This window comes from Pantoea dispersa, assembly GCF_019890955.1.
Taxonomy (GTDB): domain Bacteria; phylum Pseudomonadota; class Gammaproteobacteria; order Enterobacterales; family Enterobacteriaceae; genus Pantoea; species Pantoea dispersa.
On sequence record NZ_CP082347.1, the window covers coordinates 460044 to 474056 of the forward strand.

Annotated in this window: 13 protein-coding genes; 9 read left to right on the plus strand and 4 right to left on the minus strand. The window is 57.4% G+C overall.

The window, feature by feature from the left end:
• Positions 1-124 precede the first annotated feature (124 nt).
• Entirely contained in the window at positions 125-2323 is a 2199-nt protein-coding gene (gene fhuE, locus K7H94_RS20840) for a ferric-rhodotorulic acid/ferric-coprogen receptor FhuE (RefSeq protein WP_222952121.1), read from the minus strand.
• 713 nt (positions 2324-3036) lie between these two features.
• On the opposite strand from fhuE, the gene K7H94_RS20845 reads away from it, so the two are divergent.
• Positions 3037-3438: an H-NS family histone-like protein gene (locus K7H94_RS20845; protein WP_021509031.1), complete on the plus strand. Its 402-nt coding sequence runs from the start codon at positions 3037-3039 to the stop codon at positions 3436-3438.
• A 156-nt stretch (positions 3439-3594) separates the two neighbouring features.
• Here K7H94_RS20845 and K7H94_RS20850 read toward each other — a convergent pair whose 3' ends face one another.
• The 3 genes from K7H94_RS20850 to K7H94_RS20860 are packed head-to-tail and all read right to left on the minus strand — an operon-like array spanning position 3595 to position 7214.
• Positions 3595-4794: an aminotransferase class I/II-fold pyridoxal phosphate-dependent enzyme gene (locus tag K7H94_RS20850; RefSeq protein WP_222952122.1), complete on the minus strand. Its 1200-nt coding sequence runs from the start codon at positions 4792-4794 to the stop codon at positions 3595-3597.
• Positions 4795-4810: 16 nt separating this feature from the next.
• Positions 4811-6109, minus strand: a complete 1299-nt coding sequence (locus tag K7H94_RS20855; protein WP_058770255.1) for an LLM class flavin-dependent oxidoreductase — start codon at positions 6107-6109, stop codon at positions 4811-4813.
• A gap of 34 nt (positions 6110-6143) precedes the next feature.
• Positions 6144-7214 carry an iron-containing alcohol dehydrogenase family protein gene (locus tag K7H94_RS20860; RefSeq protein ID WP_058759090.1) on the minus strand — a complete coding sequence of 357 codons (1071 nt, stop codon included), beginning with the start codon at positions 7212-7214 and terminating at the stop codon, positions 6144-6146.
• 252 nt (positions 7215-7466) lie between these two features.
• Between K7H94_RS20860 and K7H94_RS20865 the strand changes: the two genes are divergently transcribed.
• From K7H94_RS20865 to K7H94_RS20900, 8 genes are all read left to right on the plus strand, one after another.
• Positions 7467-8012, plus strand: coding sequence for a GNAT family N-acetyltransferase (locus K7H94_RS20865; protein ID WP_021509027.1), 546 nt, complete (start codon positions 7467-7469; stop codon positions 8010-8012).
• A complete protein-coding gene (locus K7H94_RS20870; RefSeq protein ID WP_058775941.1) occupies positions 8009-9160 on the plus strand; it encodes an amidohydrolase in 1152 nt (383 codons plus the stop codon). The genes K7H94_RS20865 and K7H94_RS20870 overlap by 4 nt, the downstream gene beginning before the upstream one ends.
• The gene (locus K7H94_RS20875; RefSeq protein ID WP_222952123.1) at positions 9157-10473 is read left to right on the plus strand and encodes an MmgE/PrpD family protein; all 1317 of its coding nucleotides are present in this window, start codon (positions 9157-9159) and stop codon (positions 10471-10473) included. The genes K7H94_RS20870 and K7H94_RS20875 overlap by 4 nt, the downstream gene beginning before the upstream one ends.
• Before the next feature lie 40 nt (positions 10474-10513).
• A complete protein-coding gene (locus K7H94_RS20880) occupies positions 10514-11218 on the plus strand; it encodes a helix-turn-helix transcriptional regulator (RefSeq protein ID WP_211724600.1) in 705 nt (234 codons plus the stop codon).
• 117 nt (positions 11219-11335) lie between these two features.
• On the plus strand, positions 11336-11578 hold the full coding sequence (locus tag K7H94_RS20885) for a ParD-like family protein (protein WP_071813632.1): 243 nt from the start codon (positions 11336-11338) through the stop codon (positions 11576-11578).
• Positions 11541-11882: a type II toxin-antitoxin system RelE/ParE family toxin gene (locus tag K7H94_RS20890; protein WP_222952124.1), complete on the plus strand. Its 342-nt coding sequence runs from the start codon at positions 11541-11543 to the stop codon at positions 11880-11882. The genes K7H94_RS20885 and K7H94_RS20890 overlap by 38 nt, the downstream gene beginning before the upstream one ends.
• 72 nt (positions 11883-11954) lie before the next feature.
• A complete protein-coding gene (locus K7H94_RS20895; RefSeq protein ID WP_222952125.1) occupies positions 11955-12338 on the plus strand; it encodes a VOC family protein in 384 nt (127 codons plus the stop codon).
• 500 nt (positions 12339-12838) lie between these two features.
• A complete protein-coding gene (locus tag K7H94_RS20900) occupies positions 12839-13993 on the plus strand; it encodes an MFS transporter (RefSeq protein ID WP_222952126.1) in 1155 nt (384 codons plus the stop codon).
• Positions 13994-14013 lie beyond the last annotated feature (20 nt).

A 14013-nucleotide genomic window follows, 5' to 3' on the forward strand; every position in this document is an offset into this window, starting at 1 on the left:
GTTGGGAGGGTGCGGTTTTCCCCTCACCCTAACCCTCTCCCGCACGCGGGAGAGGGAACGTCAGGTGCCGCCTGTTCTCCGGGAGAGGGGACGTCAGGGGCTGCTTTTGATACCAGCTTAATGATCAGAAACGGTATTTCGCGGACAGCATAAAATTGCGCGGCTCGCCGTAGACGATGCCGGTGCTGTCGACGTTTTCGTCGTACTCTTTGTCGAACAGGTTATTCAGGTTGGCCTGCAGGCTGAGGTTTTTGGTCACGTCGTAGCGCGCGAACAGATCCACCAGCGCATAGCTGCCCTGACGGGTGCGCCAGGTGCCATTGCCATCCGGGCCACTGATATCCGCGTAAGTTCTCGCCTGCCAGTTCACACCGCCACCCAGCGTCAGCTGGTCCAGCATCGGCAGGCGATAGCTGGTGAATAGGTTGAACGACGTGCGCGGCAGCTGTGAATTGTAGCGATCGCCGTTGGCGTCTTCCGCCACATACGAAGTCCCGCCAAAGGTCATCTGCCAGTTATCGGTCAGCGCCCCATTCACCTCAAACTCGACGCCACGACTTACCACACCCTTCTTCGCCACGTAAATGGTATTACCGGTCTGCGCATTGGTCTGTCCGGTGCTCTGACCGACGTTATCCAGTTCGGTGCGGAAGATCGATACCGAGGTGGTCAGACGGCTGTTGAACCAGTCGGATTTCACGCCGGCTTCGTAGTTTTTGCCAATCACCGGCGAGAGATAAGCGCCTGACGCATCCTGATAATCCTGCGGCTGGAACACCGAAGTGTAGCTGGCGTAGGCAGACCAGTTATCGTAGAAGTCCCAAATCACCCCACCGTACGGCGTGATGTTGTTTTTCTCCATCTCTGCCGTCAGCGTCTGGCGGTTCCAGTTGGTGTAGCGCGCCCCGACAATCAGGTGCAGCGGATCGGCCAGATTGATGCGCGTCGCAAGATACGCTGACTTCTGCCGCACCAGTTGGGTGTCGGCCGCGGGTTCACGCGGATTCCAGTCAGTTTCCGGGAAATCACCGTTGAACTGATTAAAGTTGCCCAACTCGGCTGACGAAATGTTGGCCCAGGCGCTGTAATATTTGTTGTCCTGACGGCTGTAGTTCACCCCGACCATCAGCTCATGCTGGCGGCCCAGCAGTTCATAAGGACCGCTGGCGAAGGCATCGACCGCATCCACCTTACGTTTGCCGGTGTTGTAGCCGGTTCCGCCCACCACCGGATAGCCGGCATAACCAGAGACGCCTGCGCCAGTGGTTTTGTCGAAGTAACCGTCGAGATACAGCTGCTTGCTGTCGAGGAACATCTCGTTATGCGTGCCGTTAAGGGTGATGTTCCAGCCGTTATCGAAATTCTGCTGCAGGTTAACAAAGACCTTTTTATTTTCTTTGTTGTTGTAAGCCCATTCAGGTGCGGTGTTATAGCCGCGACGGGAGTGGATCTGCGTGCCGTCGGTGTACCAGCGCGGCGCACCGCCCCACATCGGTGAATCGGTATTTACCTGGCTGAATTCATAACCAACGGACAGTCTGGTGGCGTCCGTCACGTCAGCGTCGACCACGCCGTAGATAAACTTCTTATCGGCGCCGTAGCGTTCAATGAAGCTGTTTTTGTCTTCATAGCCGGCCACCAGGCGACCGCGCACGTTGCCTTCCGGTGACAGCGGTGCAGAAAGATCGGCGACGTAACGCTGCTTATTCCAGCTGCCATAGCCAGCTTCAAGGCTACCGGTAAACTCTTTGCTGTCGGCATGTTTACGTACCATGTTGATGGCAGCGGAAGGATTGCCCGGTCCGGTCAGCAGGCCCGTTGCACCGCGCACCACTTCGACGCGCTCGTACAGCGCGGTATCGGTCTGCGCATCACCGAGGTTCCAGCGTTGGGCAAACGCGGTCGGAATGCCGTCGGTCATATAGTTATCAATCAGAAAACCGCGCGAATAGTAATTGATGCGGTCCATATCGGCGGCCACACCGTGGATGCCGGTGGTGTTGCTCAGTACGTCGTTCAGCGACTGCAGCTGTTGATCCTGCATGCGCTGCTTGCTGACGATGGTAACCGACTGGGGAATATCACGTGCGGTCAGCGCCATTTTGGTACCGGCCCGCGTCACCGGTACGCTGTAATCCGCTGCGGCCTGCGCCTGCTGCGCTTCTGCGCTGGCGCTGGCATCAACGGTCAGGGTGGCCTCACTGTTTTGCGTATCGGCCGCCTGAGCGACACCCGAGGCAACCAGCACTGCCAGCAGTGACAGGCGCAGCGCGCGCTGCGGCGCAAGACCTGCGTCCCGGACGCGCATCTCTTTGCAAGACATAATATTCCTCAATCGGCTTATCGTTATTTTGTGGTGAGCATTTGGTTAAGAAAGCAAATGAGAAATATACGCATTAAGATTAACATTGCAAGAAATTGTTACGGCCTTTCTGACGCCTTTACACTGCGAAAAAATCTTATGCTTCAGGAAGTAACGGCCCTGAGGCTGCTTTACAGGAAACTATCACGCGTGAAATCATCCTTAATCTGAGTCAACCGGTGCGTGACCTACGGCCTCCCCGCCTGAACGGCTGTGCCTGCATCCTGATCTGGCATCTGAACACCACGCATTTACCGGCCTGGTACCCGGTCACCGCCATTGGTTTATAATTACGCTGCCGATAGGAAAGGTGTTTATAAAATTTCCTTTTCTGCGCTAAGGTTGACCAGTAACGCTTTTAATCCCTGCAGCAATCGCTGCGTTGTTAACATGACGCCATTTATTAAGCTGTAAATCGCCGTGACGTATATTGTGTGAGATGCTGCGATGTTAAATGAACGGCTTAACGTAGGTGGCTGGTAATATTAAATCAGCCGCTAACATGTTTATGCGTAATCAATGAAGAGACAAAAATCTTTACGCCCAATCAAAAACTGTACAGGTCGGGGCATATTTCCGGACAAATCTGTCGGCGGGTGAATATTTTCATTTGAATAAAATTGCCGTAGAATGCACGCTTTCAAATCAGTGATATCAGTAATAAGGGTTTATACATGAGCGATGCACTCAAGGCATTGAACAATCTTCGTACGCTGCGGGCTGAAGCACGTAATATTGAGGTTGCGGTATTAAACGAAATGCTGGAGAAGTTTGCCGTGGTGGTCGCCGAACGCCGCGAAGAGACGGCGGCAGAGAGTGCTGCACAGCGCGAAAAAGAAGAGAAGCTGGCGTTATATAAAGAGATGCTGCGCAAAGACGGCATTACAATTAATGAACTGGCGCAATTAAACCAGGGTGAAACGAAGAGCAAAGCAAAACGTGCACCGCGTCCGGCGAAGTATAAATTTACCGACGAACAGGGTAATGAGAAATTCTGGACCGGTCAGGGTCGTACTCCCTCGCCGATAAAGTCAGCGATTGACGCTGGCGGTTCGCTGGATGATTTTCTGATTTAATCCAGTCGCAGGAAATCGGGGCGGAACCGGCTAATTGCCGCATCACCGCCCCTGTATCCCGGCACCCTAAATGCTTTCATGCAATCCTTTCATGCATTCCTTTCATACAGTGTGCCGCGAGGTGATCAGGCCATTACGCCTTCCCACACCCGCCCGTCAGATTAACGCTGCACAGGCGCGCGCAATACGTTTACCCGCCTCCTGCACGCTATCGATATCCGTGGCGATCGACAAACGGAAATACGGCGACAGGCCGTAAGCACTGCCCGCCACGCCGGACACACCGCTCTCCAGCAGATAATTCAGCACATCCTGTTCGTCATGCAGTACGGCGCCGTCAGGCCGGGTTTTGCCCAGCAGGCCAGCACAGCGACAAAAGACAAAAAATGCGCCCTGAGGTTGCAGCACTTCAATGCCGGCCACCTGCTGCAACTGCTGCACAATGACATCGCGTCGCGCCTGATACGCGGCGCGCTGCGGGGGCAGAAAATCGAGCCCACCGCTAAAGGCCGCAACCGCCGCCGCCTGGCTGATGGCGCTGGCGCCAGAACTGTTCTGCGACTGCACCACCACCATGGCATCAATCAGCGGCTGCGGCCCGGCAGCAAAGCCAATGCGCCAGCCGGTCATGGCATAGGTTTTCGACACGCCTCCCACCAGCAAAACGCGTTCAGCCAGATCCGGCGCCACCTGCAGCAGACTAACATGCTGACGATCGTCAAACAGGATATGTTCGTACAGCTCATCCAGCATAATCAGCACATCGGGATGATCGCGCAGCACCGTCGCCAGGGCCTGCAACTCCTGTGCGCTGTACACCATGCCAGAGGGATTGCCGGGATTGTTCAGCACCAGCCAGCGGGTTTTCTCAGTGATCGCCTGCGCCAGCTGCGCCGGCTGCAGCTTGTACTGCTGCTCAAGCGGACAAGGCAGCAGCACCGCCTCGCCACCATTGAAGCGCACGCTGTCCGGGAAAGTTGGCCAGTATGGCGTGGGCACAATCACCTTATCGCCGTCGTTTAGCGTCGCGGCAAACGCGTTGAAGATGATTTGCTTTGCGCCGTTGGCGATACAGATTTGACCCAGCGCGTACTGCAGCTGGTTCTCGCGCGCCAGTTTGGCCTGCACCGCTTTACGCAGCGCGGTGGTGCCATTGGTCGGCGTATAACGGGTTTCACCGCCATCCATCGCGGCGCTGGCGGCGGCACGGATGTGCGCGGGCGTATCAAAATCCGGCTCACCGGTGGTGAGGTCAAGAATATCCACGCCCTGCTCTTTTAGCTGGCGCGTCAGCTGACGTGCCGCCGCGTTAGCCGAGAGCGACACAGATTGTACGCGCTTCGATAGGGTGATCATGTTTCGCTCCTGTCTCTCACACCACCGGCAGGCCGAGGTTTTCACGCAGCGTGGCGAACTCGTACTCTTCGCGGAACAGACCGCGACGGCGCAGTTCCGGAATCACCAGCTCCACAAACAAATCAAGCTGCTCGGACATGATCGCCGGCATGATGTTGAAACCATCGGCACCGCCCTCGTTGAGCCACAGCTCAAAGTCATCGGCAATATCCTGCGCGGTACCGACGATTACCCGGTGACCACGCGATCCGGCGGCTACCGCGGCCAGTTCGCGCAGCGTCAGATTTTCACGTTTCGCCATGTCGGTCATCAGCTTCACACGGCTCTGGTTGCCTTCACCCAGCGGCACTTCCGGCACCGGACCGTCGAGCGGATACTGGCTCAGATCCATATTGAAGCGCAGCGAGAGCTGACGCAGACCGTTGTCTATATCAACCAGCGTGTTGAGCTCTTTCCACAGCGCTTTGGCCTCTTCGCGCGTGCGGCCAACAATCGGCATCACGCCAGGCATGATCACCACGTGATCCGGATTGCGTCCGGCGGCAATCACCTGATCTTTCTGCGAACGGTAGAAGCTCTGTGCTTCTTCCAGGCTGGCCGAGGCGGTGAAAATCACCTCGGCGGTCTCTGCCGCCAGCTTCTGCCCATCGCTGGAAGAACCGGCTTCGATAATCACCGGACGCCCCTGCGGTGAGCGGGTAATGTTCAGCGGGCCCTGCACCTGGAAGTGCTCGCCGACGTGGTTAATCGGCTGAATTTTGTCATCAATGAAGTACTGACCGGTCTCTTTGTTGGGCTGCACCGCCCCTGCCTGCCAGCCGTCCCACAGCTTATAGGTAACATCAAGGAATTCACGGGCGCGCGCGTAGCGCTCCGCATGATTAGGCATATCGCTGCGGCTGAAGTTACGCGCCACATCGGTAGAGAACGACGTCACCACGTTCCAGGCGGCGCGGCCGCGGCTGATGTGGTCCAGCGACGAGAAGCTGCGCGCCATGGTGAACGGGTCGCTGAAGGTAGTCGAGGCGGTCGCCGCCAGGCCAATACGTTTGGTGTTGACCGCCAGCGCCGACAGCAGCGTTAACGGCTCCAGACGCGCCATGGTAGAAGGCAGACGATACATGCTGGTCGCCAGTGCATCACCCACGAAGAACAGATCAAACTTGCCGGCTTCGGCTTTTTTCGCGATGGTGATCAGCCAGTCAATATCCGTCGGATCGCCCAGATTTTCCGTCAGCCGCCAGCCGCTCACGTGCTGTCCTACCGGTTGCACAAACAGCCCTAAACGGATGCGGCGTGAAGATGAAGTAGCCATATTTTTTCCTGGTCAATAAAAGGGTCAATAACAATTAAAAGGCGTTCTCGGTCGCCAGCAGCGCCTGCTCTAAGGCATCCGCGCTGATGCGGAACGGCAGACGTTCGGCGCTGGCCGCCGGGAATTTGATCTGTTCAGCAATGCTTCTGATGGCTGCGCGACGATCGCCGTGCAGCGGCGCTAAGGTCAGCGGCATATCATACTGCCGCAGCAGCGCCAGCAGCGCGGCGTCCGGCTCACCGTCGTGCTCAATCAGCGACTGCACCAGCAGGCTGTAACCGACTTTTTCACCGTGCAGCCAGTGGTGCAGCTCCGGCTGATGGGTCAGACGGTTATGAATCGCATGGGCAAAGCCTGGCGTTGGCAGCACGTCACGCACGCTGTTGGCCAGGCCGGCCAGCACAATGCTGGCATCGATCACCTTCACCAGTTCCGGCGTTACCTGCTGTTGCTGGTTGGCCAGCACGGCGGCGGCACCGTGCTGGCGATAGACATCCAGCGCGCGCTGCGCGGTCATCACTTTAAGATCGAGGGCGAGATCGTGGGGGTTGTGCCGCAGATAAGGAGAGAACTCGTAGTATTTAGCCAGCGCGTCAACAATGCCTGCTTTGAGGTAACGCACATCACTTTGCGCGATCACTTCGCTGTCTACCAGCACCAGTTCAGGCATTTTGCCCAGCGGCTGGCTGCGCACGTGGCCGCCCTGCGCGTCATAAATAATCGCCACCGGTGACCAGGCGGCACAGGTCGCCGCGACGGTGGCGAAATTGACGACGGTGATTTCCGGTAACTGGCTGCCAACCGCTTTAGCCGCATCCAGTACGCGCCCGCCGCCAATTGCCAGCAGCAGTTCAGCCTGCTGCTGTTGCAGATTGCTTTTCAGCGTATCAATGGCCGCATCGGTGCATTCGCCGTGCAAATACTCGATTTCCCAGCGAATACCACAGGTTTCCAGACTTTGCGTTAATTGCGGATTAACCGCCTGCCAGGCGCGCGGAGAGGTGAAAATACGGATATGCGTAGCATAAGGTTTAATGAATTCACCGGTGCGCGCACGCAGTCCCGGTTCGTGTGCGTAGGCACGCGGAGATTTAATCGCTAACACGTTGTCACCCTGATTAGGAAAAACGCCATAACAAAATTGTTATATTTCAGAGGATTAATGCGAAATAGTTATAGCGCTATGTATTTTATGCATACTACGGTAAATGGCGATTAGTGCAATGAAAAAGCCGCGATTTCATTTTCACAAATTTGCATTAGCTTATCCGGATTTCACATATAGCCCGTCAGCGCTTTACTGCTACTCTGAGCCTTCTTTCTTTATCGCCCGCCGGGCGGTTTTCCGGGGATAGCTATGACACTTGAGTTTCGTCAGGTCACAGAAGACGAAGTGGACACTTATCAGGCGCTGATGCATGCCGCCTATGCGCCCACGCTGGCGCTGGGGATCAAATTTGATGCGGCCACCGCTGACCGCGAGAAAACGCTGCGGCATCTGCAAAGCCACGGCGTGTATGCGCTGTATGCCCAGGGCGTGATGGTCTCCTCGGTCACCGTGCGTTATCCATGGGGCCCGTTGCCGGGTCCGTTCGGCCTGCCGCACATCGGCTGGTTTGGCGCCCACCCGGACTATGCGGGGCAGCAGTTTGGCCGCCAGGTTCAGGATCGCCTGGAGCAGGAAATTTTACGCGGCCAGTTACGCGCACCGGCGGTTTCGCTCGGTACCGCCATCAGCCATCCGTGGCTGATTGATATGTATCGCAAGCGCGGATTTGTGCTCATGCACACCACCGATCTCGGCAAAGGCCACATCACGCAATATATGAAAAAAGTGCTGGATGAAACCGCGCACGATGCCTGGCTGACGCGCCAGGCGGCATCACAAGGAAGCCAGGCATGAGCCAACTGAATGAAACAGCGCTGGGCGAGCAGCTGATCGCCTTTCGCCACGAACTGCACCGTTTTCCGGAGCTCTCTAATCAGGAGTTTGAAACCACCGCCCGCCTGCGCCAGCAGCTGGAACAGCACCAGATTCGCATCGTTGATTTGCCACTGAAAACCGGTCTGGTGGCGGAGGTCGGCCCGGCACAGGGACCGCTGATTGTGCTGCGTTCGGATATTGATGCGTTGCCGATTGAAGAGCAGTCGGACGTTGCTTTTCGCTCGGAGCGTCCCGGCGTGATGCACGCCTGCGGCCACGATTTTCACGCTTCCGCTGCACTCGGCGCGGCGATTCTGCTTAAGCAGCAGGAGGCAACGCTGCCCGGCCGCGTGCGGATTCTGTTCCAGGCCGCCGAAGAGACCGGCCAGGGCGCGCCGGATGTCATCGCCACCGGCGCGCTGCAGGAGGCGGTGGCGATTTTCGGCATTCATAACGATCCGTCGCTGCCGCCTGGCGTGGTGGGTAGCAAAGCCGGTGCGCTGACCGCGGCGGTGGATCGCTTCGATATCCGCATCACCGGCACCGGCAGCCATGCTGCCAAACCGCATCAGGGCAACGATCCGATCGTTATCGCGGCACAGATTGTCTCCGCGGCGCAAACGCTGATTAGCCGTAACGCCCCCTCCGCTGACAACGCGGTGGTGTCGATCACCCAGCTGCACAGCGGCAGCACCTGGAACGTCATTCCGGACAGCGCCTGGCTGGAAGGCACGGTGCGCACCTTCTCTCAGTCCACGCGTGAGCGACTGGAGCAGCGCTTCCGCGAAATCGTGCTCGGCCTCGGTGCGGCTTTTGCCGCAGAGGTTGAGTTTAACTGGCACGCCGGTCCGCCTGCGGTGGTGAATGATGCGCACTGGGCGGATTTTGCTCTGCAACAGGCCACCGCCAGCGGACTTGAGGCGCGCGTGGTGGAAGCCAGCCCGATCGGCGAAGATTTTGCTTTTTATCAGCAACAGCTGCCCGGCGCCTTTGTGATGATCGGCACTGGCGAACCTTATGCGTTGCACCATCCGGCTTTTCGCATCAATGATGCGGTGTTGCTGCCCACCTCACGCTACCTCGCACAGCTCGCCGTGGCGGCGCTGCGCAGTCTGGAGCAGGCATGAACCTGAGCCACGCGCTGGCTGAGCGCATCCTGCAAAGCCAGCCGGATGCGGCGGCACGTGATGCCGCGCGCACTGGCGTGCAGGATTTTCTGGCTGTGAGCTGGCCGGTGTTACAGCAGCAGGTCCCGGACAGCGGCTTACCGGCGCTGCGACAGGTTTATGGCGACGGCAGCGTACGCTCACAGGCGTTACTGCTGGGCTATGCCGGTCATGCGCTGGATTACGATGATTTCCATGCCGATTTTCGCGGCCATCCCAGCGTGGCGATTCTGCCTGCGCTGTTTGCCTGGCAGCAACAGCAGCCCGCCACTGCCGAAGCGTTCCTTGATGCTTATGTCATCGGCGTGGAAGTGGCTGGCCGGCTGGGACTGGCCGCCAGCCAGCAGCACTATGCGCTGGGTTATCACAACACGGCCACGCTGGGCACGCTGGCGGCGGCGGCCGCGCTGGCACGCCTGCTGCAGCTTAATGCAACCGACTGCGCCACGCTGATCGGCATCGCGGCGACCCAGGCCAGCGGACTGCGCGCCCAGTTTGGTTCAGCGGTGAAGCCGCTGCATGCCGGACTGGCGGCAGAGCGTGCAGTGATGGCGGCGCAGCTGACGCTGGCGAAATTCGATGGCCGGCATGAAGGCGTGATCGACGCGTTTCTCGCCGCCAGCAGTAACGGCGAGGCGCAGCCGCATCGGCTGGTGGAAAACTGGGGCGCGCCGTGGCGCATCAGTACCCCCGGTCTGGAGTTCAAACCCTTCCCCACCTGCGCCGGGACTCACAGCGCTGCCGAAGCGGCACGTCTGCTGCGGCGCGCCTGGCTGGCAGAAGGTCACTCGCTGGACTCGCTGCTGGAAAATATTGATGACATCACGGTCGCCTTCCCGCCTGGTGGTGACATCGCGGCGGCAGTTCGCGTGCCGGCTAACGGCATCGAAGCACGCTTTAGCCTGGAGTACGTGATTGCCGCCATGCTGATGTACGATAATTTACGGCTGGAAGATTTTGCCGAAGGCGCGCTCAATCCGGCGGTGATGCCGCTGGCGGCCAAAGTGCGTCGCACGCCGGATGCGTCCGCGCCGCCCGATGCGCTCAACCCGGCGCGGCGTTTTCATCTCGTCACGCTGACGCTGAAAGAGGGTCGTCAGCTGCAGCAGCGCCGCACGCGGCAGCAGTCGCTGGCGGATGGCGTAGATGTGGCGGCCAAACTGTGTCAGGCGCTACGCCATGAAGTGCCGGCGCGCCAGCAGCAGTTACTGGCTATCAGCGAGCTGCAAAGCACGGCGGATTTGGCTACATTAAGCCAACTGTTGCGTGCCTGATTCCTGGCGGCGCGCGTTCTTCGCTTAAGGCTGGCGTATCGTGTCTAAAACTCAGCGGCTTCCCGAACTGCTGCAATTGCTGCGCTGTCATCGCTATCCGCTGACCGCGCAGCGTATCGCTGAACAGCTGCACATCAGCGTGCGCACCGTCTATCGTGACATTCTTAGTTTGCAGCAGCAGGGCGTAGAGATTGAGGGCAGCGCGGGCGTTGGTTATTTACTGAAATCAGACGGCCATTTGCCGCCGCTGATGTTTTCCCGTCAGGAGATTGACGCGCTGGTGCTCGGGCTCAACTGGGTCACCCGACACACCGACGATGAGCTTAAGTCCGCCGCGCGCCATGCGCTGGCCAAAGTCCAGGCTGTGATTCCGCCGCATCTTACGCAGAGTATCGATCACCAGTCGCTGCTGATCGCCTCCCAGGGCGAAGCGTTGTTCGAAACCCATCTGCCGCAGATTCGCCAGGCAATCCATCAGCGCAGCAAGATCAGCCTGCGCTACAAAGATCTGCAGGATAACCTCTCCACGCGCACCATCTGGCCGGTGGTGATTGGCTACTTTGAACGCGTGCGCCTGCTGTGCGGCTGGTGCGAACTGCGCCAGGAGTTTCGCAATTTCCGCGTCGATCGCATTGAAGCGATCAGCGTCACCAGCGAACTCTATCCCGGCACGCGTCATCAGTTGCTGAAACGCTGGCGGGATTATCACCATTTACGTCACCCGGTGGACAGCGCGACGCGGTAGCGACATAACGTTGCTATAAGCGACAAAATGTCGCATACTTGGCCGCGTGCAGCAGTAATCGCAACTCAACATTACAACAGTCAGTCCATCACCGCTTTCATCCGCGAGGTAATATTCATGGCCACAAGTATTCGTTTAGACGATGACTTCGTGAGCGACGTAAAAATTCACGCTGAAGCCGCCAGCCGCAGCATTCCAAAGCAGATTGAGCATTGGGCGAAAATCGGTCGGATTGCTGAGGATAATCCGGACTTACCGTATAGCTTCATCGCTGAAGTATTGATCGCCCAGGCTGAAGTCGATAATCAGAAGGTTTCGCCGTATGTCCGCCGAACACCCCGATCCAAAACCACAAAATAGCATCGAGGTTTATCAAACACGCCGCTTTGAAAAAACGCTCGATAAATTGCCCGATACACAACGTGCCATCGTCGAGGATGAGATCGACAGGATTGTTTATGCGCCTGAGATCGGTGAGCTTAAAAGAGGTGACTTAAACTTTTTACGCGTGCACAAATTTCAGCTGAATAACCGCCTGACGCTGTTGGGCTATAGCTGGGTGGAAAATAAACTGGAACTGTATCTGCTGGATATCGGACCCCATGAAAATTTCTATCAGGAACAGAAAAAGCACCGTAAAGCCGATCTGAAAATTATCAGTTAACCCATCGACTCCTGACAAAATCTGTCACAGCCTCCCCCTACTATGCAGCGGTAAACACACAAGGAGATCACCATGCTTACCGCTAACATGACCATTATTTATGTGCCCAACGTCGTGAAAAGTGCTGACTTTTATGCCGCGCTGTTCGACATCAAACCCGCAGAACTCAGCCCGACTTTTGCCATGTTTGTGTTTGAGAGCGGCTTTAAGCTGGGTATCTGGTCGCAGTATACCGTTGAACCCGCACTCTCTCTGCCCGCCAGTGCAGCGCGTAGCGAAATTGTGTTTAAAACCGCGCGCAAAGACGATGTCGATTTTCTTTATCACGAATGGGGCGCGCTGCGCGAAATCACCATCATTCAATCGCCGGTGCGCATGGACTTTGGCTACACCTTTACCGCGCTGGACCCGGACGGGCACCGCCTGCGTGTCTGCTATTTACAGCTGGATGAGTAAGTGAAGAGACCTGGCGCTGACGATTACAGGTTGTTAACCGCGCTGATAAATCATTAACTATATTTATATTCTTAATTGCCGGTTAATGACATTAACGCTGCTGTTCAGTTAAGCAACGTGCAGGTAATTCATCCTGGTGGATAGCGGTGCGATTTATCGCGCAATAAGTTGCACCGCTACACAGTGCGCGAGAAGCTTGTATTACCTCAGGCTAATTACCATATATTTCAGTTTATTAAAGTAATTCTTGTCATCGTTGACTTTACCCGTCATTACCGCTCCCATCCCACATCGCGCTTTTTTAAAATGCCTTCCGTGTATGCCATAAATAAAATCTACTGAATACAGCCACCTGAACACGCTACGTCATTTCCAGGACAAGTCTTGTTACCGTTAAATATTAATTACGTTTTTATGGGCTTCTGCACAGGCTGCAGTGTACCTGTAGCCCGACCATGGATAAGGCCAGGCAATGAAACGCCGTACTACACCGGGATGTGATGATGAACAGTAATCTGCTTAACCTGCGCCAGCAGCGCGCGACGCGCACGCTATTTTTTATCGCCGGACTGGGCATGGCCGCCTGGGCGCCGCTTATTCCCTTCGCCAAAGCGCAACTGGCGATCAATGACGGCATGCTGGGGCTGCTGCTGTTCTGTATCGCCGCTGGCTCCATGTCAGTTATGCCCTTTACCGGCGCGCTGATTGCCCGCTTTGGCTGTCGCACGCTGCTGCTGCTGTGCGGTGCCGGACTGGCGCTGGATCTGCCGCTGCTGATGCTGCTAAACGCACCGCTGCCGATGGCGGGCGCGCTGTTGCTCTTCGGTGCGATCAACGGACTGATGGATGTCAGCATGAATTATCAGGCGGTGATCGTGGAGCGCGAGGCCGGGGACAGCATGATGTCGGGCTTTCACGGCTTTTACAGTCTTGGCAGCATTGCTGGCGCCGGCGCGGTGAGTCTGCTGCTGTGGCTACAGGTTGCGCCTCTGCTGGCGCTGCTGCCGCTGTGTGTGTTGATTGTGTTGCTGCTGCTGATGAGCCATACCGCCCTGTTGCCCCGTCGTCGCACGGATGCAAAACCAACGCGCGGTACGCTGCGCGCCCTGACGCACCGTAACGTGGTGCTGATTGCCCTGCTGTGTTTCCTGCTGTTTCTCACCGAAGGCGCCATGCTCGACTGGTCAGCGGTGTTTATGAACAGTGAACGCGCCATGTCGATGCAGCTGGCCGGTTTCAGCTTCACGCTGTACGCCACGGCTGTCGCCACGCTGCGCCTGTTTGGCGATCGGCTGATTAATCACTATGGCAGTCGCCGCGTGCTCACCTGGGGAGGTCTCGTCGCCAGCGGAGGGCTGGCATTAGCGATTTTCTCCGTCTGGCTGTGGAGCGCCCTGCTCGGCTTTGTGCTGGTGGGTATCGGTCTGGCCAATATCGTGCCGATTCTGTTCAACGCGGCGGGTAACCAGCGCACTGTCGCCGCGCATTACGCCATACCGGCCGTCACGCTGTGCGGTTATTCCGGGCTACTGCTGGGCCCGGCGCTGATTGGCTTGAGCGCCCAGCTTACGTCCCTGACCACCACGCTCAGCGCCGGCATCGTGATGTTGCTGCTGGTGACTTTCGCGGCGCGTTTCGCTCTGACAGCGAAGTAGCGCCTTTGCCCTGTCATATT